Here is a 23872-nt window from a genome sequence, read left to right on the forward strand (position 1 = left end):
TTTCTTTTGCTTACTTTTCTTTGGCAAGACAAAGAAAAGTGAGTCGGCCCCGGCAGGGGACGATACCGGGGATGGACCACCGCACCCAGCATCGCGCGGGGACCTATCAAAACATCGCCGCAAGGACCCCAAACCTCGACCCATAGACCTTTTAGCTCCACAGCCGACGGTCTGATCTCCATCATTGAACCTCAGACCCTCACAAGCGCACCTTTTAGGTGCACCGTTGGGCCTCCCGACCTCCACCGTCGGACCTTTGAGGTCCAGCGTTGGCGCTCGGAGCCCCAACGTCGGACCTCCAAGCTCGGCGCATGGGCTTTTTTGCTCCATCAATGGACCACTAGACGTCCAGCGGTGGACCTCTGAGACCCGAGAATGGACCTCGGACCTCCACGCATGACAGTTCGAGGTTCTTACAGGAACATCCCACCCGAAGCCTCGATGCGCTGCGCATTGATCCAGCGGTTATCCGGCGACAGCAGCGACGCCACCACACCACCAATATCATCCGGCACGCCCGCGCGGCCCAGGGCCGTGTTGGAGGCCACCATGGCGTTGAGATTCGCGTTGTCACGCACTGCACCGCCACCAAAGTCCGTCTCGATGGCGCCCGGCGCGACCACGTTCACCGCAATGCCCCGCGCGCCAAGCTCCTTCGCCAGGTACTTGGTCAGCACCTCGATCGCGCCCTTCATCGCCGCATACGCGCCGTAACCCGGCAGCGCAAAGCGCGCCAGCCCCGACGAGATATTGACGATGCGTCCACCGTCGGCCATGAGCGGCAGCAGGATCTGGGTGAGGAAGAACACGCCCTTGAAGTGCACGTTCATCAGTTCATCGAACTGGGCTTCGGTCGTCTCGGCCACGGCGGCGTGCACGCCGACGCCTGCGTTGTTGACGAGGTAATCAAAGCGCTCGGCCTTCCATTGCACCAGCACACCGCGCACGGCATCCGCAAAGGCCGGGAAGGTGGCGATCTTGCCGGTGTCGAGTTGCAGCGCGGCGGTGCGACGGCCCTGGGCGGCGAGCTCGGCGACCAGCGCGTCGGCCTCGGCTCGGTTGCTGCGGTACGTGAAGATCACGTCGGTGCCGCGCTGGGCCAGTTTCTGCACCATGTTCTTGCCGAGGCCGCGGCTGCCGCCGGTCACGATGGCGATGGGGGTGTGGGATTGGGTCATGTCGCTCTCCAGTGAGTTAGTGGTGCGGGTTGTCGTACTGCGCACCGTGAGAGCATGGTATTGGGCGATCAAAGCAGAATAAATCTCGCCTATCCTATTGCTGTGTTTGCCCACAAATAACAATCCACCCGCCACTGCCATGTCCACCAACCGACTCGAAGCCATGCAGATTTTTGTGCGCGTGGCGGAACTCGCCAGCTTCACGCGCGCCGCCGAGGCCCTGAGCATCCCCAAGCCGGCCGCCTCGGTGGCGGTGCAGCAGCTGGAAACGATGCTCGGCACGCGCCTGCTGCATCGGACCACCCGCAAGGTGCAACTCACGCAAGACGGCCAGACCTTCTACGAGCGCTGTCAGGACCTGCTGGCCGACATGGACGAGCTGCAGACCATGTTCCGCCAGAGTCCGCAGGCCCTGCGCGGCCGCTTGCGTGTTGATATGCCGGTGGGCGTGGCACGCCGCATCGTCATCCCTGCCCTGCCCGACTTTCTGGACGCGCATCCCGATCTGGAAATCGAGCTCTCCAGCACCGACCGCCGCGTGGACCCGGTGCGCGAAGGCTTCGATTGCGTGCTGCGCATCGGCACCCTCACCGACAGCAGCCTGATTGCCCGCCCGCTCGGTCAACTGCATCAGGTCAACTGCGCCAGCCCCGGCTATATCGCGCGCTACGGCACGCCAAGAACGCTGGAAGACCTCGACCACCATCGCATCGTGCATTACGTGCAGACGCTGGGGACGAAATCGCCGGGGTGGGAATACACGGTGGATGGCCGATCCGCTTTCCGCCCGATGCAGGGGGCGGTGACGGTCAGCTCGGCAGAGAGCTATGACGCAGCGTGCCGCGCGGGGCTGGGGATGATTCAGGCGCCGGTATATGCGGGGCTCTCATCGGCCATTGCAGATGGCACGCTGGTGGAGGTGATGCCCGATTTCCGCCCGCCGCCGATGCCGGTGTCGCTGGTGTATCCGAACCGGCGAAACCTGCCCGTACGGGTACAGGTGTTCATGCATTGGATGGAGGGGTTGTTGGGGCCGTTTCTGGAGGCGCGGCCTTCGGGTTCGTTGTAAGTCGCCCGTCAAATGACCTGTTTGCTTCGAACAGGTCAGTTCCTTTCCATTTGAGACGCCGCTGAACCTATAAAATACGGCTTCGCCGCGATTCCCGTGGCAACCGCACTCAGCACCCATGTTACGTTTAAGCGAAGTCAAACTCCCTCTGGACCATGCCGAAGACGATCTTGACGCCGCAGTTCGCGCGCGCCTCAAGGATCTCGGCGTTGCGGCAGATGGGCTCGTCCGTTACACCGTATTCCGCCGTGCCCACGATGCACGCAAGCGCTCGGATATCAAGCTGACCTATATCGTCGACGTCGAAGTCAAGAACGAGGCGGCCGTGCTCAAGCGGATCGCCGGCAAGCCGCATTGCGGGGTGACGCCGGACATGACCTACCGCTTCGTTGCGCAGGCACCCGAGCACACGACGCGCCCGCGTCCGGTGGTGATCGGCATGGGGCCGTGCGGCCTGTTCGCAGGGCTGATCCTCGCGCAGATGGGGTTCCGCCCAATCATCCTCGAACGTGGCAAAGCCGTGCGCGAGCGCACCAAGGACACCTTTGGCCTGTGGCGCAAGAGCGTGCTCAATCCCGAATCCAACGTGCAGTTCGGCGAAGGCGGGGCCGGAACGTTCTCTGACGGCAAGCTGTACAGCCAGATCAAGGATCCGCACCACTACGGCCGCAAGGTGCTCGAGGAGTTCGTCAAGGCGGGCGCACCGGAAGACATCCTGTATCTGAGCCGGCCGCACATCGGCACGTTCCGCCTCGTCAGCATGGTGGAAAAAATGCGCGCCACCATCCACGAACTGGGTGGCGAAGTGCGCTTTGAAACCCGGGTGGACGATATCGAAATCGATCAGGGCAAGGTGCGCTCGCTCAAGCTCTCGAACGGTGAAACGCTGCGGTGCGACCACGTCGTGCTGGCCGTTGGCCACAGCGCCCGCGACACATTCCAGATGCTGCACGATCGCGGCGTTTATATGGAAGCGAAGCCGTTTTCACTGGGTTTTCGCATCGAACATCCGCAGGGGCTGATCGACCGTGCCCGCTTCGGCAAGTTTGCGGGCCACAAGCAACTCGGCGCGGCTGACTACAAGGTGGTCCACCACTGCAGCAATGGCCGGGCGGTCTACAGCTTTTGCATGTGCCCAGGCGGCACGGTGGTGGCGGCAACCTCCGAGCCGGGCCGCGTCGTCACCAATGGCATGAGCCAGTATTCCCGGGCCGAGCGCAACGCGAATGCAGGCATCGTCGTCGGCATCACGCCGGAAGACTATCCCGGCGGGCCGCTGGCGGGCATCGCGTTCCAGCGCAAATGGGAAGAGCGGGCATTCGAGCTCGGCGGCGGCAACTACCAGGCGCCCGGTCAACTGGTCGGGGACTTCATCGCCGGCCGGCCGTCGACGTCGCTTGGCTCCGTCATCCCGTCGTACAAGCCGGGCGTGCACCCGACCGATCTCAGCACCGCGCTCCCGGACTATGTGATCGAAGCCATCCGTGAAGCACTCCCCCAGCTCGATAAGAAGATCGCAGGCTTCGCGCTGCACGATGCCGTGCTCACCGGCGTGGAGACGCGTACTTCTTCACCGCTTCGGATTCGGCGCAAAGACAATTACCAAAGCATGAACGTCGAAGGTCTGTATCCGGCCGGCGAAGGTGCCGGGTATGCCGGTGGTATCTATTCGGCAGCTATCGACGGCATCGAAGTGGCGCAAGCGGTGGCACTCAATCTGACATCGACGCACGCGTCCTAATGTGTGGGAGTAAGGGCGGCTGGTGAGCCGCCGCACGACGTGAACGCGCAGTCTCCTGAAGCCAGCAAATCATGCATGCGTGCGCTCGGCAATCAGTCGACGTCGTCCGAGTTGCTTCTTGCCTTGCGTGCGATCGTGTCGTTGACCCGGTGCGCGAAGGCTTCGATTGGGTGCTGCGCATCGGCACCCCCACCGACAGTAGCTTGATCGCCCGCTCGGCCAGTTTGCTGCAGATCAGCTGCGCCAGCCCCGGCTATCTCGCGCGCTATGGCGCGCCGCAGCTCGGCAGCGTAGGAATGTCGCCTCGTCAGAGGATCTGCCTGCCGACAAGAAGCACGGCAAGTACCCAGAAAACCATGCCAAGTATGGCGACGCCGCTCTGCCCCACCTCCCGTGGGTTGCGACGGTTGAAGGTGAATATCTTGATCAGGATGGCACCGGTTCCCCATAGGAACCCCCAGAGAAAGGCCTCCAGAATAAAATCTGCGATCAGTTCGAGCATATGTGGTCTCTCTTTGGTGCCACCATTATCGTGTGCTGTTTGTACAGATCGCAGACCTTATTGTTGGGTTCCGAATCTCGCTGTTATCTTTTCGAAATCGGACACTTAACTACCAAGCCGCGCGATGTATTACTGGAACAAGGACAACTTTGAAGGACTACTCCAGCTTGCGGAGAGCTTTGAGGCACAGGACCAACTCCAGCCGCTCGCGGCCTACTGCCGTTTTCGCGAACTTGGGCTACGCCGCGACGCTTTCAACGCGCTGGAGCAATACCTTGATGCAGCCCGCTCGTTCGAGCGTGCAACGGCTCGCTCTGCGGCAGTGCAGATACTGGAGGCAAACGCACGAACCAAGGGCGTACACCAGTTTCTGACGCAACCCCTGATAAACCGATTTCTATTGCCGACACTCACTGCGTGGATGCACGAGGATGGCAACGCCAACGTCCCTGTTCGCTGGCTTGGGATTCTGGGCCACGACCGCGATCTCCTGGCTAAGGCGCTCGCTATGTGTCCCGAAGACACTCCCGTGCGAAAGCGATTGATTGATTACGCGCTCGGCGACGTAGAGTACGCAACCCATCACCTCGATGAATCCCGATTCATCGGCAGCGTTGAAGGGGCCATCTCAGCTTTGGAGCGCGCCAAACACCTCATTGCTCACGCACCGAACCAGGAAGGGTTAGCTCAGCTCGCGGCTGAGTTGATGCACTTCGATCGTCTCATCGAAGATTGGAAAGCTTACTTGGAAGACAGGGTCGGCTCGTTCCCCGAATGGTGTGCATTGCGAGGTCGGAACTACCGCTACCCCATCAAGGTGTATTACGGATAAGCCAATGCCCCCCGCCGCAGCCCGAGTCAACGACGGTGTGCGTGCAGCAATGCGCCCGCAAATGAAAACGGCGCCGAGGTAACCCCGGCGCCGTTTGCCATGCTGCCCGCGAGTGCTGGGCCAGTCCGCATCGTGATGCGCCTGCGGCTCACGCGCTGGCGTTGCCCTCACCGACCTCGCGCCAACGACGTAGCGACACCAACGGCGCAGGCACCCAACGGTCCAGCCCCTTGAACAGCAAGACCAGGACACCCGCCCCACCCAACACCGCCACCGTATTCGCCAGCGCAGCCGGATACCCGATCTTCGCCACGTTCAAGAACGGATAGGGATACCATCCACTCAGCGCGCCGTGCACGAAGGTGTACGCCAGCCACACCGCCGGCCACATCAGCGACAGCGCGACGGTCGACCACCCGATGCGTGGCCGGGGGCCGAACAGCAGCCAGCCGACAAGCGCCATCCACGGCGAGACGTAGTGAAAGCCGTTTGACGCCAAAAACGCCAACCCCGTTGCCTTCGAGATCGGCGCAAGCACGATGTGAAACACTAGCCCCGTCGTCGCGATGCCGAGCAAACCATCCAGCCTGAGTACGCGCCACCATGTGCTATCGCGCGCAGGGTCCATCACGAGAGAGATGGCAGCCGCCGCAACCAGCAGGTTGCTTTGGATGGTGAAGTAGCTGAACAGCCGGACAAGCCGCGTGACAAGCGAGACCTGGCTACCCACACCGCTGACGGTCACGCTGAGCTGCACGATCAGTGCAACGACAATGACGGCGGCCAACAGGGCATGCCATGCCCGTGCCGGCCGCATCGCTGATGCATCGATCGGCTCAGCCATGCATCAGGCCATCCACTTGCGTGCGTTGCGGAACATGCGCATCCACGGGCTGCTGCCGTCACCGGCGGCTTCCCATTCCTTCGGATGCCAGCTCATCTGCACCGCACGGAACACACGTTCCGGGTGCGGCATCAGCGCAGTGAAACGACCGTCGTGCGTCGTCACCGAGGCAATGCCTTGCGGCGAGCCGTTCGGGTTCAGCGGATACGTCTGCGTGACTTCGCCACGGTTGTCGACGTAGCGCAGGCCCACGGCCACCTTGTCGATGTCACCTTGCTGCGAGAAGTCGGCATAGCCCTCGCCGTGCGCGACGACGATGGGGATACGGCTGCCTTCCATGCCCGCGTAGAAGATCGACGGGGACGCTTCCACCTGCACGGTCACCAGACGGCCTTCGTACTGCTCTGACTGGTTACGCGTGAATTTCGGCCATGCGCCAGCGCCCGGGATGATCGGGGCAAGGTTCGCCATCATCTGGCAGCCATTGCACACGCCCAGCGCGATCGAGTCGGTGCGATTGAAGAAGGCTGCAAACTGCTCGGCCAGCATGCTGTTAAAGAGAATCGTCTTCGCCCAGCCTTCGCCTGCACCCAGCACGTCCCCATAGCTGAAGCCACCGCAGGCGACGAAGCCTTTGAAGCCTGCCAGGTTCGTGCGGCCAGCCAGCAGATCGCTCATGTGGACGTCGTAGGTGTCGAAGCCAGCCTTGTCCATCGCATAGGCCATTTCGATCTGCGAGTTGACGCCCTGCTCGCGCAGGATCGCCATGCGCGGGCGAGCGCCCGTGGCGATGAACGGCGCGGCCACGTCTTCTGCAATGTCAAACGTGAGCTTGGGCGAGATGCCCGGGTCTTCGGCATCCAGGAGGATGTCGTATTCGCTCTGCGTGCACTCGGGGTTGTCGCGCAGGCTGGCGATGCGCCAGGAGACGTCCGTCCAGGTGCGTTGCAGTTCGATGCGCGAGGCGCTGAAGACCTTCTTGGCGTCGCGCCAGATTTCGATGTGGCCGTTGGCGTTGGGGGCGCCGATCACGTGGCTGCAGCCGGACAGGCCGTGCTCGCGCAGCACTGCAAACACAGCATCGCGCTGGGCCAGCGGCACTTGAATGACGGCACCGAGTTCTTCGGAGAACAGTGCGCGCAGCGTCAGATCGGCACGACGACCGGAGACTTGCTGTGCCCAGTTCTTGGCGTCGCCATGATCGGCGGCATCGTCCAGTGTGAGCATGTCGACGTTGATCGACACGCCGCAGTGGCCGGCAAACGCCATTTCGCAGACGGTCGCCCACAGGCCGCCGTCGGAGCGGTCGTGATACGCCAGCAGCGAACCTCTGGCGTTCAGTTGCTGGATGGCTGCGAAGAAGCGCTTGAGGTCTTCCGCGTCGTCGACGTCCGGCACGCTGTTGCCAATCTGCTGCGTGACCTGCGCCAGGATGCTGCCGCCCATGCGGTTCTTGCCGCGGCCCAGGTCGATGAGGATCAGCGTGGTGTCGGCCGGCGCATTGGCCGATTCGACTTGCTTCAGTTGCGGCGTGAGCGTCTTGCGCACGTCCGTCACGGGCGCGAAGGCCGAGACGATCAGCGACACCGGCGCCACGACTTCCTTAGCCTGACCGTCGTCTTCCCACTTGGTGCGCATCGACAACGAATCCTTGCCGACCGGAATGCTGATGCCCAGCGCCGGGCACAGGTCCATACCGACGGCCTTGACGGTGTCGTACAGGCGGGCGTCTTCGCCGTTCACGCCGCAAGCGGCCATCCAGTTGGCCGACAGCTTCAGCTGCGTGAGCGAGTCAATCGGTGCGGCAGCGATGTTGGTGATGGACTCGCCAATCGCCATACGGCCCGATGCCGGTGCGTTGATGACGGCCAGCGGCGTGCGCTCGCCCATCGTCATCGCTTCGCCGGTATAGCCCTTGTAGTCGAGCGTGGTGACGGCCACGTCCGCCACCGGCACTTGCCACGGGCCGACCATCTGGTCGCGCGTGTTCAGGCCGCCGACGGTGCGGTCGCCGATGGTGATGAGGAACGACTTGCTGGCGACGGTCGGGTGGCGCAGCACGTCGCGCGCAACAACTTCCAGATCCAGGCCGGTGACATCGACTTCCGGCAGTTCCTGCGAAACGCGGCGCACGTCGCGGTGCATGCGCGGCGGCTTGCCGAGCAGCACGTCCATCGGCATGTTGACCGGGAAATGGTCGGCGCTATCGACCGGGGCATCGCTGTCGACCACTTGCAGTTGCTGTTCGTCGGTGGCGAAACCGACCACCGAGAACGGTGCGCGCTCGCGCTCGCACATGGCCTGGAAGCGCGGGAAATCGCCCGGGGCGATGGCCAGCGTATAGCGCTCTTGCGATTCGTTGCACCAGATTTCGGCGGGGCTCAGGCCCGACTCTTCCAGATGCACCTGGCGCAGGTCGAAGCGTGCGCCCTTCTCTGCGCCGTCCACGATTTCCGGGAAGGCGTTGGAGATGCCGCCCGCGCCCACGTCGTGGATCGACAGGATCGGGTTGTCTGCGCCCAGCGCCCAGCACGCGTTGATGACTTCCTGCGCGCGGCGCTGCATTTCGGGGTTACCGCGCTGGACGGAGTCGAAGTCCAGGTCAGCGGTGTTGGTGCCGGTGGCCATCGAACTGGCGGCGCCGCCGCCCATGCCGATGCGCATGCCGGGGCCGCCCAGTGCAATCAGCAGCGTGCCGGCCGGCAGGCCGTGCTTGTGCGTGTGGCCGGCGTCGATGTTGCCGATGCCGCCGGCAATCATGATCGGCTTGTGATAGCCGCGCACCGTGCCGCCCACGTTCTGCTCGTAGACGCGGAAATAGCCGCCCAGGTTGGGCCGGCCGAATTCGTTGTTGAACGCGGCGCCGCCGATCGGGCCTTCGATCATGATCTGCAGCGGCGAGGCGATGCGCTCCGGCTTGCCGATGGGGCCAGCGGCAGCTTCGTCGGGATTGCGGTGTGCCACGGGCTGTGCGGTGTCGCGGGCGTTTTCCCACGATTGCACGGCTTCGGGCAGCAGCAGGTTCGACACGGTAAAGCCAGTCAGGCCCGCCTTCGGCTTGGCGCCACGACCGGTCGCACCTTCGTCGCGGATCTCACCGCCCGCGCCAGTCGATGCACCCGGGAATGGGGAGATGGCCGTCGGGTGGTTGTGCGTCTCCACCTTCATCAGCGTGTGCGTGAGCGCCTCGCGACGGTTGTATTGCGGCACGCCCGTTGCGGCTTCGGTGCCAGCGTGCGGGAACCAGCGCTCGGCCATGCCGCCTTCCATCACGGCGGCGTTGTCCGAATACGCGACGATCGTGCCCTGCGGCGCGAGCTGGTGCGTGTTGCGGATCATCGCGAAGAGCGACTTGTCCTGCGTTTCGCCGTCGATGGTCCAATCGGCGTTGAAGATCTTGTGGCGGCAGTGCTCGCTGTTGGCCTGCGCGAACATCATCAGCTCGACGTCGGTCGGGTTGCGTTCGAGCTTGCGGTAGGCGTCGACCAAGTAGTCGATTTCGTCGTCGGACAGGGCCAGGCCCATTTCGACGTTGGCGGCTTCCAGAGCCTGGCGGCCACCGGCAATATCGACAAAGCGCAATGCCTTGGCGGGCAGCACGTCGAACAGGCCATAGCCGGCTTCGCGCGAGTCGATCACCACTTCGGTCATGCGGTCGTGCAGGTGTTCGGCCACGGCGGCGCGGGTGGCGTCGTCCAGATGTTTGCGGCTGCCGGTGAGCGCCCCCAGGAGGCCCTTCTTGCGGGTGACGGTGAACTCCACGCCGCGTTCGATGCGGTGGATCTGCGGCAGCGCGCAGTGGCGGGCGATTTCGGTCGCCTTGCTGGCCCACGGCGAAATCGTGCCGAAGCGCGGGATGACCACGAAGCGGTCGCCCTCGACATCCGTCGGTGCGGGCGAGCCGTAGGTCAGCAGCGCCTGCACACGGGCAGACTCATCGGCCGACAGCGGCGTGTCGGCAGCGACGAAGTGCAGGTACTGGGCACTGACGGCTTCGATCTCCGGATCGATGCGCTTGAGGGTGGAAAGCAGGCGTTGCTGGCGGAAGGCGGACAGCGCGAGAGCGCCGGGAAAGCACGAGAAATGCGCCATGGTGGGCAAGGCAGGCAGTAGCTGGAAGGAGGGTTTCCCGGCATGCGCGGGAAAACCGCTATTGTACCTTGCTCAGCCCGTCTTACCGAGCCTCAAAGCGCCTGGAAATGCCCTTGCCGAGGCTGAAACCAGCGCTTTACAGCGAAGTTGCCGAGCGGGCGGCTTGCTCATACAGCCCCGTCAGCACGCGCAGCAGGCGCGCCAGCTCGCCAATCTCAGCATTTTCTTCGCCACTGGGCGAAATATTGCTGGTCAGGCACTGCTCGCGGATCTCGCGGTAGCGGGCGCAGGCCTTTTCGCCAGCAGCCGTGGTGGTATAGGTGACTTCCTTGCCGCTGCGCGTGCCCTCCACCAGCTCCATTCCCTGCAGTTTCTTAAGGGAATACGTCACCAGATGGGTGTCTTCCACATTCAGCACGAAGCAGATGTCGGCCAGCCGCTTGGCGCGGCCCCGATGGTTGACGTGATGCACCACCAGCACATCGAGGAAGGTCAGGTCGCGCACGCCGGCGGCGGCCATGCAGCGCACGCACCAGCGGTTGTAGGCGTTGTAGGCGGTGTTGAGCGCAAATTCGAACTCCGACAACTCCGGGCTGCGCGCCGACACCAGATGCGACGAAGACACGATCGGCCCGCCCTTGCTTCCTTCATTGGCAGCGACTTCCGGCAGATCGGCTTTCGGGGTGGAGGGCGATTTAGACATGCGCAACTCGGGGAAAAAGGATCGAAAACAGTCGGAGACGCGGGCTATTGTAAGAGAATAGATCGTCATGTCTGCCCTGGTTAGACCCATCATGTCCGCACATCCGACCTGGCGCGAAATCCTCATCAACGGCACCTTAGCCGCGCACCACGGCGCCGACCTGCTCTTCGGCACAGCAGGCGTTCGCGCACTGGAAGCCGCTGCTTACCGCTCCCTCGCCCCGTTCACCCTGATGGCCCGCGCCGGCGAGGCCGCCGCCGACTGGCTTCAGACCCGGGCGCCACACGGCCACCTGCTCTTTGTCGCCGGCCCTGGCAACAATGGCGGTGACGCCCTGGTCGCAGCCACTGTGCTGCACCTGGCGGGCCGCGCCGTCACCGTGTGGCTGGCAGCCGATCCAGCCAAGTTGCCCGACGATGCCCACCGCGCGTGGACCGAGGCGCGCGCTGCCAACGTGCCGATCGAACTTCTGCACACACCGGCCTCCGTGCCAGCTACGACCACGGCCATCGTCGATGGGCTGTTCGGCATCGGGCTGGCGCGGCCGCTGACTGGGCTGCATGCAGCGCTGGTCGACACGCTCAACGCCAGCGGCCTGCCGGTGTATGCGCTCGACATTCCCTCTGGGCTGAATGGCGATACGGGCCAACCGCCGGCACCGGGATCGCCCGTCGTGCGTGCACGTACCACGCTCACGTTCCTCGCGGCCAAACCGGGCTTGCTGACCGGCTGCGGTCGCGATGTTGCCGGCGACATCGCACTGGCTGACCTGCAGGCCGCGCAGCCTGCGTACGACGGTGTGATTGAAGCAGAAGCGCTCGTCAACACGCCCGCACGCTGGCTCGCCCATCTGCCGCGTCGCAGGCACGATGGTCACAAAGGGTCGTATGGCAGCGTGGCGATCATCGGGGGCGCACATGGCATGGTGGGCGCCCCACTGCTGACTGCACGTGGGGCGCTATACCTGGGTGCGGGCAAGGTGCACGTCGTGTCGCTGGCGGCGGATGCACCGCGCGTGGATTCCGCCCAGCCCGAACTGATGCTGCATACGTGGGGCACGCTCGACCTGGGCAGCATGCAAGCGCTGGCGGTGGGCCCAGGCATGAGTACCGCCAAGGATGCCGAAGCGGCGCTCGACCATCTGCTGGATCGGATGCTGTCGTCGCGCATCCCCGCGGTGTTCGATGCCGACGCACTGAACCTGTTTGCCAAGGTGCCCGCGCTGCTCGCACATCTGACGCAGTTGGCGCAGAGCGGCGTGCCCGTGGTGCTGACACCGCATCCGCTTGAGGCCGCGCGCCTGCTTCAGCTCGACGCACCGACCGTCCAGCGCGACCGTCTGGCCGCCGCCAAGGCACTCGTCAACCGGACGGGTGCCGTCGTCGTACTTAAGGGTTCAGGCACTGTGATTGCTGCCCCAGGCATGACACCCGCCGTCAACCCGACGGGCAACGGCGGTCTGGCCTCGGGTGGCACGGGCGACGTGCTCACTGGCATGGTGGGCGCATTGCTTGCGCAGGGCGTGCCTGCACGCGAGGCGGCGCTGTCCGCCGTCTGGCTGCATGGCCGGGCGGCGGACGATCTAGTCGCCTCGGGCGAGGGCCCGATCGGCCTGCACGCAAGTGAACTGTGCGCCCCGGCGCGGCGCGCACTCAACGCACTGCTGGCGTCAGACACGCGCGGATAGAAAAACGCCATGTTGCGCCGTTATACTGCACATTCGTTTTTGCTACTCAATGTCATACCGCATGCCCACAGCCTTTCCTGCCTGGCAATCCCTGACGCAACATGCCCAAACCATCCGCGCCGCGCATATGCGCGACTGGTTTGCCGCGCCGGACGCCGAGGAACGGGTACGCGCCTTCACGCTTGAAGCCGCAGGCCTGACAGTCGACTACTCAAAAAACCGCATCACCTCCGACACGCTCGCCCTACTGCTGCAATTGGCCGATGAAGCGGGCGTGCTCACATTGCGCGACGCCATGCTGCGCGGCGACTGCATCAACAACACCGAGCACCGCTCTGTCCTGCATGTTGCCCTGCGCGGCCGCGCAGAAGACGGCTACCGCGCCGACGGCGAACCCGTCATGCCCGAGGTGCTGCGCGTGCGCGCCCAGATGCATGACTTTGCCAACCGCGTACATAGCGGCGCCTGGACGGGCCACTCCGGCCAGCGCATCACGGACGTTGTCAACATCGGCATTGGCGGCTCGGATCTTGGCCCCCGCATGGTGTGCCGCGCGCTCGAACACCTGGCTGTGCCGCAGGTGCGCGTGCATTTCGTCTCGAACGTCGACGGCACGGATCTGGCTGAGACGCTCGACCACCTGAACCCTGACACCACGCTTGCAATCGTCTGCTCCAAGACGTTCACCACGCTTGAGACGATGGCCAACGCGCACAGCATGCGCCGCTGGTTTGTCGAGCACGGCGTGGCGGAAGATCAGCTCAAGCACCACTTCGTCGCCGTCTCCACCAACCGTGAAGCCGTCGCCCAGTTCGGCATTGACCCAGACCACATGTTCACCTTCTGGGACTGGGTGGGCGGGCGATTCTCGCTGTGGTCTGCCGTGGGCCTGTCGATCGTGCTGGCGATCGGGCCGCAGCAGTTCGAAGCGATGCTTGACGGCGCGCGCGCAATGGACCGCCATTTCGCCACGGCAGCACCGCGCGAGAACCTGCCGCTCATTCTCGGGATGCTGTCGGTCTGGTATCGAGGCTTCTTCAATGCGGCGAGCGCCTGCACGGTGCCCTACTGCGCGCCGTTGGAGCTGCTGACCGATTTCATGCAGCAACTGGAGATGGAGAGCAACGGCAAGTCGGTCCAGCGCACCGGTGCTGCCATTGATACCGACACCGGCCCCATCGTCTGGGGCACGGCGGGCACCAATGGCCAGCATGCGTATTTCCAACTGATCCACCAAGGCTCGCAGATCGTGCCGGTGGATTTCATCACCACGCTGGAGCCGGTACGCAATCTGCCCGGCCACCATGCCAAACTGCTCGCCAACTGCTTTGCCCAAGGCGAAGCACTGCTGCGGGGCCGCACCGCGGATGAAGTCCGCGCGGGCGGTGTGACCGACGAGGCGTTGGTGCCGCACATGGTGTTTGAAGGCAACCGCCCAAGCACCACGATCCTGATGGAGCGACTCGACGCCGCATCATTTGGCGCGTTGATCGCCTGCGCCGAGCACCGCACCTTCGTGCAAGGCGCGGTGTGGAACATCAACTCGTTCGACCAGTGGGGCGTGGAGCTTGGCAAGAAGCTCGCCAAGCCGATTCAAGCAGAATTGGAAGGCGCACCCGCCTCGGTGGCACATGACGCATCGACGGCCGCGCTGATCCGTCGCGCCAAGACAGCGCTCTAAACGATCAAAGCTCGGTGACGGTTTCGTCGCCGACCAAGTGACCCGCTTCAATGGTGAGGATGCGGTTGCAGCGCGCCGCCACAGAGCGGTCATGCGTGACCAGCACGAGCGTGGAACCTGCACTCTGATTCAGCTCGAACATCAAGGCGATCACAGCCTCGCCGGTAGCGGTGTCTAGGCTACCCGTCGGTTCATCTGCAAAGAGGATGTCCGGCTCGGTGACGAACGCCCGAGCCAACGCCACGCGCTGCTGCTCACCACCTGACAGTGTCTTCGGATAGTGGGAAAGCCGCGCGCCAAGACCAACACGTTCCAGCAGCGTTGTGGCGCGACGGCGCATCTCTGCAGTGCTTACATCGCCCTGCAGTTCGAGCGGCAGCATCACGTTCTCCAGCGCGGTCAGATGCGGCAGCAACTGAAACGACTGAAACACGAAACCCACGTGACTGCCACGGACGGCTGCACGGCCATCCTCATCCAGCCCAAACAAGTCGTGACCCAGCAGTTTGACCTTGCCGGCGCTCGGCAGGTCCAACCCTGCCAGCAGCCCAAGCAACGTCGATTTGCCCGAGCCCGACGCGCCGACGATGGCCAGCATCTCGCCCGCTTCCACACGGAAGCCAACATCGCTCAGAATAGGCAACTCACCGGTGGCATCGCGCACGGTCTTGTGCAGCGAATCGACTTCAATCACCCAGGTAGCGGAAGACGACATGATTGGACAGGTAGGTAGTAGAAGGCGCAGCTTGAAGGCACTGGCAGCGGCACTCGGCTGCGCCATGATCGGCATGCTGCTCGTCACGCAGGCCGCGGCACAAGGCACGCCCGCTGCGCATCGCGTGGTGGTGCTGGGCGATAGCCTATCGGCGGGATACGGCCTGGCGCAAGGCACCGGCTGGGTCGCACTGCTCGACAAGCGCCTCAAAGAACGGAAGCCCGATTATAGCGTCGCCAATGCAAGCATCAGCGGCGATACCACGGCCGGTGGCCGCTCACGCCTGCTCGCTGTGCTGGCGCGCGAGAAGCCCTCCGTGGTGATCCTGGAGCTGGGCGGCAACGACGCATTGCGCGGTCTGTCACTCGCCGCCAGCGAGGCCAATCTGAAGGCGATGATCGATGCATCGCAGGCAGCGGGAGCCAGGGTGCTGCTGATCGGCATGCGCATCCCGCCCAACTATGGCCCCGACTACAGCGACCGGTTCTTCGCCATGTACGGCAAGCTGTCGCAGCAGTACAAGCTGCCACTGGTGCCCTTCCTGCTTGAAGGCGTGGCCCAACGTCCTGACTGGTTCCAAGAAGACCGCATCCACCCGATTGCCGCGGCCCAACCGACGATGCTGGATAACGTGTGGCCCAAGCTGGAGCCGCTACTCAAACAACGCACAGGCAGTTAATCGACATCGCCGTCATCGACAAAAAAGCCCGTCGCGATGACGGGCTTTTTTCATTCAAACACGCGATCCATCAGGACCCATCGTCTGCCGTGTTGGCGGGCTTGCTGGCGTCAATCACGCTGCTGTTGATCTTCACCTTTGCACGGGCCTTCAGCGCTTCGTAGTAAGCGTTGAACTCGGTCTGGCCTGCAGCTTGCGCCAACTGCTGAGCATCGGCGGTACGGCGGGCTTCATCCACGTTGGCCGGCGGCAGCATCTTGTTGATGCGATACAGCGCATAGCCTTGGGCGCCCAGGTCGACACCAATGGTGGTCGGCAGCTTCGTGGCATCGGCACGCAGGATGGCCGTGAGCGCCGGCACCGGCGTGCCCTGAGCCTGCTGACGCGACACCGTCTGCGCAGCGCCGAAGCCATCGGCACTGTTGCTCTGCTTCACCGCAGCCAGCTTCTCTTCACCGGCCTTCTTGGCCAGCGCAGCCGCTTGCTCAGCAATCACCTTGGCCTTGACCTGCTCACGCACGTCGGCCAGCTTCTTTACCGTCGCCGGGCGATATTCCGCCGCACGCGCTGCCACCAGGGTGGTCGGACCAACCTGGATGGCCGCCGTATTGCGATGGTTCTTGATGACGTCATCGGCAAACAACGCCTTGAGCACCTTCTCGTTGCCGATCGGGCTGTTGGCCAGCGCCGGGTTCAGCGTGCGCGTCACGTTGTCGATGGTCTGGATTTGCAGCTTCAGCTTGTCGGCCACCGGCTTCAGGCTCTCAGACTGATCTTCAACCGCGTTAGAGAACGCGTCGGCCAACTCGGTGTACTTCTTGTTGGCCAGCTGGGTGCGCACTTCGCGTTCCAGTTCGGGCTTGACGGCTTCCAGCGGTTGCACGCCACCACCCTTCACTTCCTCAAGCTTGATGATGTGGAAACCGAAGTCGCTCTGCACGACATCGCTGATGTCGCCCGGCTGCTTGAGCGCAAACAGTGCATTCTCGAACGGCGGAACGGTCGCGCCTTTGCCCAGGAAGCCCAGTTCACCGCCCTGCGCTGCCGAGCCCGGATCGCCCGAGTACTTCTTGGCCAGCTCAGCGAAGCTCGCCGGGTTCTTTCGCACCTCGGCCAACACTTCTTCAGCCTTCTTCTTGGCGGCGTCCTTGTCGGCAGGCTTGGCGTTGTCCGGCAGCTTGATCAGGATGTGCGCGGCGCGGCGTTCTTCCTGGGTCTTGAAGCGCGCGGCGTTCTGATCGTAGTACTCCTTGATCTGCTCGAGCGTGACCGGAATCTGCTTCATCATGTCTTCGCCCGAGAACACTACGTACTCGGCCTTGACCTGCTCTGGCACCGAGAACTCTTGCTGGTGCGCGTCGTAATAGGCCTGGATGGCCTTGTCGTCGACGTTGACCTTGGCAGCGTAGTCAGTCGGCTTGAACACCAGGGCCTGCACTTCGCGCTGCTGGTCACGTACCTGGATCAGGTGGTCCACCAGCGACTTCGGCACAAAGGCCGTCGACACGATTGACTGCGGAATTTGCTGCTGCGCGAGCTCAAAGCGCAGGTTGTTTTCCAACTGCTCCGGCGTCATGTTCTGCGCGGCCAGCAGTTGCACATAGGCTTGCTCGTCGAACGAACCATCCGGCTTGCGCAGCGCGGCCACGGCCGGGATCTGCAAAATCGTGTCGCGAACCTTGTCGTTCGAGACGTTCAGGTTGGCATGCGCGACTTCATTGGAGAGCACGCGCTGCTGAATGATGCCGTCGAGCACATCACGACGCATCTGCGGACCTTCGAACTGGCGCGGATCGTACTGCGCGCCCAGCATCTGGCGCAGGCGGTCAGTCTGCTCGCGCACGCGATTGTCGACCTCGGCGGTAGTGATGACCTTGCCGTCGACCTTGGCTGCGTCGTGCGAGCTGTCCATGAAGCTCGAATAGCTCTGCACGCCAAAAAACACGAACGAAGGGAACACCAGAATCAGCAGCACCAGAAACATCAAGCGCCGATGCGTACGTACGAAATCAAGCATGCTGAACGGAGTGAGGATGAGATGGAAAATCCGTTGATTCTATCAGGGCTGGTGATCACCCCGGTCAATCGACCAAGTGATTCATTTCGTGCCGCCGATCCAGGACGTACTGCCGCAGCGCGTCCAGCGCATCACGCAACGTCGCTGCCAGCACAGAATGGCGTGCAATACCAAGGGCATCGAGCCCGCTGCCAAGCACCCGCAGCGTGACCGAAGCCTCCGGCACGAGGTCCGCGGACATGACCGACAGCGTCTCTTTGAGCGCCGCATCGGCGTGTACGGCACGCGGTGATGCATTGAGAACAGCCGTCGGCTTGTGGACAAAGGCCTCGCAACCGACGACCCAATCCAGCGCGTTCTTGATCACGCCAGTCACACCGTGTGCATATTCCGGGCTGGCAATCAACACGGCGTCCGCCGCATTGAGCTGCTCTCGAAACGCTTGCACCGGGGGTGGGAGCGGATATTCGGTATCGGGATTGAACAGCGGAAATTCGCCGAGGTGCGCAAACGGCACGACGTCGATTCCAGCAGGCGCCACTGCAGCGGCGGCCGTCAGCACGGCGGTATTGATGGACGCGGCCCGCAGGCTGCCGGAAATGGCCAACACTCTGATGGTTTGCATTGCCTCGCCTAACGAGGGTCGCCAGAAAAGCGCGCGCCGCCGTGTCAGTCGCAGAAAAGACAAAGGCCCGAACAAGTCGGGCCTTTGCTATGTTTTGGCGGAGCGGACGGGACTCGAACCCGCGACCCCCGGCGTGACAGGCCGGTATTCTAACCGACTGAACTACCGCTCCAGATTGGGTCGGACTGCACGACGCACGGAGCGGCATTGCGAACGATGGTGGGTGCTGAGAGGCTCGAACTCCCGACCCGCGCCTTGTAAGGGCGCTGCTCTACCAACTGAGCTAAGCACCCGTTCGCATTGCCGGCACAGGCCGGACTGTCCGGCGCTCACATTCGTTGTCACCCGAATGTTTTGTGAGCACCAAAGCCCACTAGTTTAGCGCATCTTTTAGCGCTTTGCCAGGTTTGAATTTCGCAACCTTGCCACCTTCGATTGTGATGGTGGCTCCGGTGCGCGGATTGCGGCCGTTGCGCGAAGATCGCTTGCCGACCAGGAACGTGCCAAAACCGACCAGCGTGACTGACCCGCCATCGCACAAGGCATCTTTGATGCCGCCGATCAGCGCGTCGATGGCGCGCCCCGCTGCGGCTTTTGACATGTCGGTCTGCGCCGCCACATGGTCGATGAGATCTGTCTTGTTCATCGCGCCACCTCCCCGAACACCCGCTTAGTGTGGGATTTATTAAAGTGGCCGCCAATCGACGTGTCAAGGCGAAGAGTCCAACGCCGAACACATCAGCCGTATCGCTGCAACCCAAAGAAAAAGGGCCCGAACGATGTCGGGCCCTCTTCAACTCAAGCAAGCTGTGGCATCAGTGATGCACCATCTCCTGCGCCTTGCCGTCGTCAGTCTTGGCGGCTTCAGGCGCGGGCTTGGCTTCCTCTTCCGGCAGCGGCTCGGGCTTGCGCACCAGCGCGAGTTCCAGCACCTTGTCGATCCAGCGCACCGGCTGAATCTCAATGCTGTTCTTCACGTTGTCCGGAATGTCCGTCAGATCCTTGACGTTCTCCTCCGGAATCAGCGCCAGCTTGATGCCACCGCGGTGAGCGGCCAGCAGCTTTTCCTTCAGGCCGCCGATCGGCAACACTTCGCCGCGCAGCGTGATCTCACCAGTCATCGCCACGTCGGCACGCACCGGAATACCGGTCAGCACCGACACCAGCGCCGTCGTCATCGCAATACCCGCTGACGGGCCGTCCTTGGGCGTCGCGCCTTCGGGCACGTGGATGTGGATGTCGCGCTTCTCAAACATCTCATCCTTGATGCCCAAGCGGGCTGAACGAGAACGCACCACTGAACGTGCGGCCTCGACCGACTCCTTCATCACGTCGCCCAGCGAACCGGTGCGGGTGATGTTGCCCTTGCCCGGCATCAGCGCAGCTTCAATGGTCAGCAGATCGCCACCCACTTCCGTCCACGCCAGACCGGTCACCTGGCCCACTTGGTCTTCCTTGCCCGCCAGGCCAAAGTCGAAGCGACGCACGCCGAGGAACTTGTCCAGGTTATCCGAATCGACCTTCACGGACGTGCCGGCTTCCTTCTTCAGCAGCAGTTGCTTGACGACCTTGCGGCAGATCTTCGAGACCTCGCGCTCCAGCGAGCGCACGCCAGCTTCCCGCGTGTAGTAGCGAATGATGTCGCGCAGCGCGCCTTCGGCCACCTCGATCTCACCTTCCTTCAGACCATTGTTCTTGATCTGCTTGGGCAGCAAGTAGCGGCGGGCGATGTTGACCTTTTCATCTTCCGTGTAGCCCGACAGGCGAATCACTTCCATCCGGTCCAGCAACGGCGCCGGAATGTTCAGCGAGTTCGACGTCGCCACAAACATCACGTCCGACAGGTCGAAGTCCACTTCGATGTAGTGGTCCTGGAACGTGTGGTTCTGTTCCGGGTCCAGCACTTCGAGCAGCGCCGACGACGGGTCACCACGGAAATCCGCGCCCATCTTGTCGATCTCGTCGAGCAAGAACAGCGGGTTGCGCACGCCAACCTTCGTCAGGCTCTGCAGGATCTTGCCCGGCATCGACCCGATGTAGGTACGACGGTGGCCGCGAATCTCAGCCTCGTCACGTACACCGCCCAGCGCCATGCGCACGAACTTGCGGTTCGTTGCACGTGCCACCGACTGCCCCAGCGAAGTCTTACCGACGCCCGGCGGCCCCACGAGGCACAGGATCGGCGCCTTGAGCTTGTCGACGCGCTGTTGCACCGCGAGGTACTCAAGAATGCGTTCCTTGACCTTCTCGAGACCATAGTGGTCGGTGTCCAGCACCTGCTCGGCGTTGGACAGGTCATTGTTGACCTTGCTCTTCTTGCGCCACGGCAGGCCAACCAACGTGTCGATGTAGTTGCGCACGACCGTTGCTTCGGCCGACATCGGCGACATCAGCTTGAGCTTCTTGAACTCGGCGTCGGCCTTCTTCTTGGCCTCCTTGGGCATGCGAGCGGCCTTGATCTTCTTGTCCAACTCTTCAAGATCGGCGCCCTCTTCGCCTTCGCCCAGTTCCTTCTGGATGGCCTTGACCTGCTCGTTCAGGTAGTACTCGCGCTGACTCTTTTCCATCTGGCGCTTCACGCGACCACGGATGCGCTTTTCCACCTGCAGGATGTCGATCTCGCCTTCCAGCTGCGACAGCAGGCTCTCCAGACGTTCAGTCACATTGAACATCTCGAGAATCTTCTGCTTCTGCTCAAGCTTGATCGGCAGATGCGCGGCGATGGTGTCGGCCAAGCGACCCGGCTCGTCGATACCCGACAGCGAGGTCAGGATCTCCGGCGGGATCTTCTTGTTCAGCTTCACGTACTGATCGAACTGCGACACGATGGCACGACGCAGCGCCTCGGTCTCGGCCGATTCAGTCGGTTCCGGGCCGACGGGCACCGCTTCGCAGAAGAAGTGCGATTCGTCGTCGGTCACGGTCAGGATATTGGCGCGTTGCGTGCCCTCGACCAGCACCTTCACGGTGCCGTCCGGCAGCTTCAGCATCTGCAGGATGTTGGCGACACAACCGACCTCGTAGAGATCCTTGTCGGTCGGCTCATCCTTGGCCGCTGTTTTCTGGGCGACCAGCATGATGCTCTTGCCCGCTTCCATCGCGGCTTCCAGCGCCTTGATGGACTTGGGGCGCCCCACGAACAGCGGAATCACCATGTGCGGGAACACCACCACGTCACGCAACGGCAACAGCGGCAGGCGAATCTGCTCAGCGGGTAAAAGTTGGGTTCCGGACATTATTTTCCCCAGAAAGTCATGTAAGGGCTAAATTGGGCGCAGTGGCGGTTTTACAAGACCGCTGCTGCAAGTCGCATGCCGGCCCGGTTTCCCGAAGCAAAAAAGCCGCTCGCGAGCGAACGGCTTCCTGCATGGGATGCATACGGCGCATCCCGGCCGGGCATTCGCGTCAGTTGGAACCTGCAACCTTGGGTTGCTCTTCGTACATCAGCAAGGGCTTGCCGTCACCGGAGATCGTACTTTCGTCGATCACCACCTTCTGCACACCCTTGTGGTTGGGGAGGTCATACATCACATCCATCAAAGCGTGCTCGACGATGGAGCGCAGACCGCGCGCCCCCGTCTTGCGCTTGATCGCCTTGCGGGCGATCGCCGTCAGCGCGCTCGGACGGATTTCCAGCTCCACCCCTTCCATCGCCAGCAGTTTCTGATATTGCTTGACGATTGCATTCTTAGGCTCGACCAGGATTTCCATCAGGGCGGCCTCGTCGAGCTTAGCTAGTGTTGCTACCACCGGCAGACGACCGATCAGTTCAGGAATCAGACCGAACTTGATAAGGTCTTCCGGCTCCACCTGCGGCAGCACTTCATTGACGTCGCGCTCCTCCTTGCTCTGCACCTCTGCACCGAAACCGATCCCGGTCTTATCGGAGCGCTGGCGGATGATCTTTTCCAGACCATCAAAGGCACCGCCGCAAATGAACAGGATGTTGGTGGTGTCGACTTGCAGGAAGTCCTGGTTCGGATGCTTGCGGCCCCCTTGCGGCGGCACGGACGCCATCGTCCCTTCGACCAGCTTGAGCAACGCCTGCTGCACACCTTCCCCAGAAACGTCTCGGGTGATGGACGGGTTGTCAGACTTGCGCGAAATCTTATCGATTTCGTCGATGTAGACGATGCCGCGTTGGGCCTTGTCCACTTCGTAATTGCAGTTCTGCAGCAGCTTCTGAATGATGTTCTCGACATCTTCGCCCACGTAACCGGCTTCGGTCAGCGTAGTGGCGTCAGCGATGACGAACGGCACGTTCAGGAGGCGAGCCAGCGTTTGTGCGAGCAGGGTCTTGCCCGAGCCGGTCGGCCCGATGAGCAGGATGTTGCTCTTGGACAGCTCGACATCGTCCTTCTTGCCGAGGTGCTTCAAGCGCTTGTAATGGTTGTAAACCGCAACCGCCAGGATCTTCTTGGCCTGCTCCTGACCAATCACATATTGGTCGAGGCTTTGGCGAATCTCATGTGGCGTGGGAAGGTCGGACTTGACCGCAAGACCACCTTCCTTTTCGGAGATGGCGGCTTCGTCCCGGATGATTTCATTGCACAGGTCGATACATTCATCGCAGATGAAGACCGAGGGGCCGGCAATCAGTTTCTTGACCTCATGCTGACTCTTGCCGCAGAACGAGCAGTACAGCAGCTTTTCGCCAGTCGAGCCTTTCTTGTCCGCCATAACGATTACCAGTAGTTCCTGGCAGCATCATACGCCAAATTATCTGGCGACGATCCGCAGGTGTTGTACAAAGCAAAAACGAGGCGCGAAGCCTCGTTTTTGACACCGCTTGACATGTTTGGTGCAGCCAACCGGTGTGCAACGGGGGTGACCCGAAACGCACCGACTACCACGCACTTCAGCGCTTGCTGATGACCTGATCGATCAGGCCGTATTCCTTGGCCTGCTCGCTGCTCATGAAATTGTCGCGATCCGTATCGCGCGCAATCTTGTCGACCGGCTGGCCAGTCGCCTCAGACAGCACCGTGTTCAGGCGTTCACGCAGGTACAGGATTTCGCGCGCCTGGATCTCGATGTCAGACGCCTGACCACGGGCACCACCCAGCGGCTGGTGAATCATGATGCGCGAGTTCGGCAGCGCCAGACGCTTGCCCTTGGCGCCAGCGGCCAGCAGGAACGCGCCCATGCTGGCCGCCATGCCCATGCACAGCGTCGACACGTCCGGCTTGATGAACTGCATCGTGTCGTACATCGCCAGACCAGACGACACCGAGCCGCCTGGCGAGTTGATGTACAGCGAGATGTCCTTGTCCGGATTCTCGCTCTCCAGGAACAACAGCTGTGCCACCACGAGGTTGGCAGTCTGGTCGTTGACCTCGCCTACCATGAAGATCACGCGCTCCTTGAGCAGGCGCGAGTAGATATCGTAGGCGCGTTCGCCGCGGCCCGACTGCTCGACCACCATCGGCACCAGACCGAGCCCCTGCGTTTCGAGCGCAGAAGCCTGGGTACGGGCAAGTTGGTCGATCAGTTCATTGCGGATCATG

The 23872-nt window shown here is 62.7% G+C and carries 18 protein-coding genes, 2 tRNA genes and 1 pseudogene; 7 read left to right on the forward strand and 14 right to left on the reverse strand.

The genetic code is table 11. The features are described from left to right. Positions 1 to 413 precede the first annotated feature (413 nt). Complete coding sequence (locus C404_RS40830) at positions 414 to 1178, reverse strand: SDR family NAD(P)-dependent oxidoreductase (RefSeq protein WP_021194557.1); 765 nt, start codon at positions 1176 to 1178, stop codon at positions 414 to 416. A 139-nt stretch (positions 1179 to 1317) separates the two neighbouring features. On the opposite strand from C404_RS40830, the gene C404_RS40835 reads away from it, so the two are divergent. From C404_RS40835 to C404_RS60650, 3 genes and pseudogenes are all read left to right on the forward strand, one after another. Next, positions 1318 to 2247, forward strand: coding sequence for a LysR family transcriptional regulator (locus C404_RS40835; RefSeq protein WP_021194558.1), 930 nt, complete (start codon positions 1318 to 1320; stop codon positions 2245 to 2247). A 118-nt stretch (positions 2248 to 2365) separates the two neighbouring features. Continuing rightward, entirely contained in the window at positions 2366 to 3988 is a 1623-nt protein-coding gene (locus tag C404_RS40840) for an NAD(P)/FAD-dependent oxidoreductase (RefSeq protein ID WP_021194559.1), read from the forward strand. 131 nt (positions 3989 to 4119) lie between these two features. Next, a pseudogene (locus tag C404_RS60650) lies at positions 4120 to 4269 on the forward strand (LysR family transcriptional regulator); the annotation flags it as partial. Positions 4270 to 4295: 26 nt separating this feature from the next. Here the strand turns inward: C404_RS60650 and C404_RS60275 are convergent. Further along, positions 4296 to 4490 (reverse strand): hypothetical protein, encoded by a 195-nt coding sequence (locus C404_RS60275; protein WP_021194560.1) that lies wholly within the window; start codon positions 4488 to 4490, stop codon positions 4296 to 4298. A 124-nt stretch (positions 4491 to 4614) separates the two neighbouring features. Here C404_RS60275 and C404_RS40850 point away from each other — a divergent pair, with 124 nt between their 5' ends. Continuing rightward, positions 4615 to 5322, forward strand: coding sequence for a hypothetical protein (locus C404_RS40850; protein WP_021194561.1), 708 nt, complete (start codon positions 4615 to 4617; stop codon positions 5320 to 5322). A 148-nt stretch (positions 5323 to 5470) separates the two neighbouring features. Here the strand turns inward: C404_RS40850 and C404_RS40855 are convergent, their stop codons facing one another. The 3 genes from C404_RS40855 to C404_RS40865 form a co-directional block, all read right to left on the reverse strand. Further along, complete coding sequence (locus tag C404_RS40855) at positions 5471 to 6166, reverse strand: Pr6Pr family membrane protein (protein ID WP_021194562.1); 696 nt, start codon at positions 6164 to 6166, stop codon at positions 5471 to 5473. 3 nt (positions 6167 to 6169) lie between these two features. After that, a complete protein-coding gene (gene purL / locus C404_RS40860) occupies positions 6170 to 10258 on the reverse strand; it encodes a phosphoribosylformylglycinamidine synthase (protein ID WP_021194563.1) in 4089 nt (1362 codons plus the stop codon). Between the two features lie 136 nt (positions 10259 to 10394). Continuing rightward, positions 10395 to 10961 (reverse strand): winged helix DNA-binding protein, encoded by a 567-nt coding sequence (locus C404_RS40865; protein WP_021194564.1) that lies wholly within the window; start codon positions 10959 to 10961, stop codon positions 10395 to 10397. 91 nt (positions 10962 to 11052) lie between these two features. On the opposite strand from C404_RS40865, the gene C404_RS40870 reads away from it, so the two are divergent. Then, on the forward strand, positions 11053 to 12648 hold the full coding sequence (locus C404_RS40870; protein ID WP_031329267.1) for an NAD(P)H-hydrate dehydratase: 1596 nt from the start codon (positions 11053 to 11055) through the stop codon (positions 12646 to 12648). Between the two features lie 61 nt (positions 12649 to 12709). Further along, complete coding sequence (gene pgi, locus C404_RS40875) at positions 12710 to 14329, forward strand: glucose-6-phosphate isomerase (protein ID WP_031329268.1); 1620 nt, start codon at positions 12710 to 12712, stop codon at positions 14327 to 14329. Positions 14330 to 14333: 4 nt separating this feature from the next. On the opposite strand, the gene C404_RS40880 is transcribed toward pgi, so the two are convergent. Further along, the gene (locus tag C404_RS40880) at positions 14334 to 15044 is read right to left on the reverse strand and encodes an ABC transporter ATP-binding protein (RefSeq protein ID WP_021194567.1); all 711 of its coding nucleotides are present in this window, start codon (positions 15042 to 15044) and stop codon (positions 14334 to 14336) included. Positions 15045 to 15108: 64 nt separating this feature from the next. Between C404_RS40880 and C404_RS40885 the strand changes: the two genes are divergently transcribed. Continuing rightward, positions 15109 to 15723 (forward strand): arylesterase, encoded by a 615-nt coding sequence (locus C404_RS40885; protein ID WP_031329269.1) that lies wholly within the window; start codon positions 15109 to 15111, stop codon positions 15721 to 15723. 70 nt (positions 15724 to 15793) lie between these two features. Here the strand turns inward: C404_RS40885 and C404_RS40890 are convergent, their stop codons facing one another. From C404_RS40890 to clpP, 8 genes are all read right to left on the reverse strand, one after another. Then, positions 15794 to 17740, reverse strand: a complete 1947-nt coding sequence (locus C404_RS40890; RefSeq protein ID WP_021194569.1) for a SurA N-terminal domain-containing protein — start codon at positions 17738 to 17740, stop codon at positions 15794 to 15796. Between the two features lie 64 nt (positions 17741 to 17804). Next, positions 17805 to 18365: an NADPH-dependent FMN reductase gene (locus C404_RS40895; RefSeq protein WP_021194570.1), complete on the reverse strand. Its 561-nt coding sequence runs from the start codon at positions 18363 to 18365 to the stop codon at positions 17805 to 17807. Positions 18366 to 18460: 95 nt separating this feature from the next. Then, positions 18461 to 18537, reverse strand: a tRNA-Asp gene (locus tag C404_RS40900). A gap of 45 nt (positions 18538 to 18582) precedes the next feature. Next, positions 18583 to 18658, reverse strand: a tRNA-Val gene (locus C404_RS40905). A gap of 80 nt (positions 18659 to 18738) precedes the next feature. Beyond that, on the reverse strand, positions 18739 to 19011 hold the full coding sequence (locus C404_RS40910) for an HU family DNA-binding protein (protein WP_021194571.1): 273 nt from the start codon (positions 19009 to 19011) through the stop codon (positions 18739 to 18741). A gap of 169 nt (positions 19012 to 19180) precedes the next feature. Continuing rightward, on the reverse strand, positions 19181 to 21601 hold the full coding sequence (gene lon / locus C404_RS40915; RefSeq protein ID WP_021194572.1) for an endopeptidase La: 2421 nt from the start codon (positions 21599 to 21601) through the stop codon (positions 19181 to 19183). A gap of 169 nt (positions 21602 to 21770) precedes the next feature. Next, positions 21771 to 23045, reverse strand: coding sequence for an ATP-dependent Clp protease ATP-binding subunit ClpX (clpX, locus tag C404_RS40920; RefSeq protein WP_021194573.1), 1275 nt, complete (start codon positions 23043 to 23045; stop codon positions 21771 to 21773). Between the two features lie 178 nt (positions 23046 to 23223). Next, entirely contained in the window at positions 23224 to 23871 is a 648-nt protein-coding gene (gene clpP / locus C404_RS40925; protein WP_021194574.1) for an ATP-dependent Clp endopeptidase proteolytic subunit ClpP, read from the reverse strand. Position 23872 lies beyond the last annotated feature (1 nt).

The organism is Ralstonia sp. AU12-08 (assembly GCF_000442475.1).
Lineage (GTDB): Bacteria > Pseudomonadota > Gammaproteobacteria > Burkholderiales > Burkholderiaceae > Ralstonia > Ralstonia insidiosa.

Coding starts and splice junctions, on each gene's coding strand:
- C404_RS40830 (WP_021194557.1), bottom strand. CDS start 1,178: ATGACCCAATCCCACACCCCCATCGCCATCGTGACCGGCGGCAGCCGC.
- C404_RS40835 (WP_021194558.1), top strand. CDS start 1,318: ATGTCCACCAACCGACTCGAAGCCATGCAGATTTTTGTGCGCGTGGCG.
- C404_RS40840 (WP_021194559.1), top strand. CDS start 2,366: ATGTTACGTTTAAGCGAAGTCAAACTCCCTCTGGACCATGCCGAAGAC.
- C404_RS60275 (WP_021194560.1), bottom strand. CDS start 4,490: ATGCTCGAACTGATCGCAGATTTTATTCTGGAGGCCTTTCTCTGGGGG.
- C404_RS40850 (WP_021194561.1), top strand. CDS start 4,615: ATGTATTACTGGAACAAGGACAACTTTGAAGGACTACTCCAGCTTGCG.
- C404_RS40855 (WP_021194562.1), bottom strand. CDS start 6,166: ATGGCTGAGCCGATCGATGCATCAGCGATGCGGCCGGCACGGGCATGG.
- purL (WP_021194563.1), bottom strand. CDS start 10,258: ATGGCGCATTTCTCGTGCTTTCCCGGCGCTCTCGCGCTGTCCGCCTTC.
- C404_RS40865 (WP_021194564.1), bottom strand. CDS start 10,961: ATGTCTAAATCGCCCTCCACCCCGAAAGCCGATCTGCCGGAAGTCGCT.
- C404_RS40870 (WP_031329267.1), top strand. CDS start 11,053: ATGTCCGCACATCCGACCTGGCGCGAAATCCTCATCAACGGCACCTTA.
- pgi (WP_031329268.1), top strand. CDS start 12,710: ATGCCCACAGCCTTTCCTGCCTGGCAATCCCTGACGCAACATGCCCAA.
- C404_RS40880 (WP_021194567.1), bottom strand. CDS start 15,044: ATGTCGTCTTCCGCTACCTGGGTGATTGAAGTCGATTCGCTGCACAAG.
- C404_RS40885 (WP_031329269.1), top strand. CDS start 15,109: ATGATCGGCATGCTGCTCGTCACGCAGGCCGCGGCACAAGGCACGCCC.
- C404_RS40890 (WP_021194569.1), bottom strand. CDS start 17,740: ATGCTTGATTTCGTACGTACGCATCGGCGCTTGATGTTTCTGGTGCTG.
- C404_RS40895 (WP_021194570.1), bottom strand. CDS start 18,365: ATGCAAACCATCAGAGTGTTGGCCATTTCCGGCAGCCTGCGGGCCGCG.
- C404_RS40910 (WP_021194571.1), bottom strand. CDS start 19,011: ATGAACAAGACAGATCTCATCGACCATGTGGCGGCGCAGACCGACATG.
- lon (WP_021194572.1), bottom strand. CDS start 21,601: ATGTCCGGAACCCAACTTTTACCCGCTGAGCAGATTCGCCTGCCGCTG.
- clpX (WP_021194573.1), bottom strand. CDS start 23,045: ATGGCGGACAAGAAAGGCTCGACTGGCGAAAAGCTGCTGTACTGCTCG.
- clpP (WP_021194574.1), bottom strand. CDS start 23,871: ATGATCCGCAATGAACTGATCGACCAACTTGCCCGTACCCAGGCTTCT.